We start from the raw sequence: 1,472 nt of genomic DNA on the forward strand, positions 1-1,472 counted from the left end.
GTGCAATAGGGTGTTTCGGTACCTGGTAAGCAGGTGCAGCCATTTTGTGACCATCGTGAACCTTGTTACGAACACTAATGCCAGTCGTACACTTTTGAGAGACAGACGCAGGGCGTCCACCAAATACAGTTCGCAGAGGGTAACCGTGTAGATAAGGAATGGGTTCGCCGTTCATTTCCCATGCAATCAATGCATTATCTGTCATTGCTGCTTTGATAGGTACGCCGCGGGAAATGGCTTCACCTTTACCGCTAAGGTGTTTATCAAAGCCGTGGTTACCAACATAAACCGCGTCATCTTTAATGCCACAATCTTTAAGTACGTCACTTAGTAGTACCCCCGTCCACTGCGAGCAATACACACCAGCATTGTTCCATTGATTACCCTTGGTGCTTGGGTAAAAGTTGTTACGGCTGTTACCACCGCACTCTAAAACTAGGCTTTGCGTATGGTGTTTAAACTTCGATTTAAGTTCGGCAATGGTATAGGTTTTACTTTGTTTTACAGACTCACCTTTTACTTCAAATGTCCAAGTGTCTGGATCCATCGTCGTAAAATCAGGCATTAGACCATTCCAGCGAACGAAAGGTACATCAGAAGGGGTAATAGCTGGAGCAAGCATGCTTTCTGGTGGGTAAGCGTTAAGTGGGTTGGTATTCAACACTGTGTAGTAATCTGGCAAGTCTTCGGCTTTCGCCCACGTTAGTGAGTTGATATCTAGAGGCACTAAATCTTCTGGTCGGTTTGCGGCAAAAACCCAAGAAACAGGCATCGCAGATACAGCTGTTGCTGAAAGTGCGGCTTTAAGGAATTGTCTTCTATCTAAACTCATTGCTGTAACCCTTTGTGATTCAGTTTGTAAAAGTAATCCGCCAGTTTCTTTATATCTTCTTCTGATAATAATTGGGCGACTTTGGACATGGTTTTATCGGTGCGCTTTCCGCTTTTAAAATCAGACAACTGCTCAGAAAGGTAGAGCTTGTTCTGCCACTTTAGATTAGGGATGGAAGGGAACGACGTTTCCTTGCTATTGCCGTGGCAAGCGATACACATGTTGGCAATGTTCTGATACTCGGCTGCTGAACTTATTGTTGGCAACGAAAGTAAAATCAAAGCTAAAACAGCTTTACGCAAAGTTTCTCCTTAGATCTAAATCAATAAAGTGGACGGGTTGTCTATTAATTGCGCGCATTAAATCACTTTATTTAACTCATTGAAATTCAGTTGAATTTAACCAGTGTTCAATAAACTTGAACGTAGGGGTGTGGTGAATTAAGTGTGGGTAATTGATAGGTGTTTATATGTGTTTGGTTGTGTCTTTTTGTTGTCTACAGCTGTTGAAATTGCAGTAAGGAATTAAGGGGAAGTTGAAATAGTTATAGAAACCTTTAGACAGGAGTGTGAGTTAGCTTAACTAATTCGACTTTAGATATTCGCAAATTAGAAACTTCACTTCTACACTGAAATAAATG

At 41.8% G+C, this 1,472-nt stretch carries 2 protein-coding genes; both read right to left on the bottom strand.

The window, feature by feature from the left end; translation table 11 throughout:
* The coding region (locus tag L4C33_RS22175) for a molybdopterin-dependent oxidoreductase (RefSeq protein WP_428814543.1) at window positions 1–832 on the bottom strand (832 nt) is incomplete at its 3' end.
* On the bottom strand, window positions 829–1,134 hold the full coding sequence (locus tag L4C33_RS22180) for a c-type cytochrome (protein WP_428814544.1): 306 nt from the start codon (window positions 1,132–1,134) through the stop codon (window positions 829–831). The genes L4C33_RS22175 and L4C33_RS22180, both read right to left, overlap by 4 nt.
* Between the last annotated feature and the right edge of the window lie 338 nt (window positions 1,135–1,472).

Source organism: Vibrio makurazakiensis (genome assembly GCF_050337375.1).
In the GTDB taxonomy this organism is placed as follows: domain Bacteria; phylum Pseudomonadota; class Gammaproteobacteria; order Enterobacterales; family Vibrionaceae; genus Vibrio; species Vibrio makurazakiensis.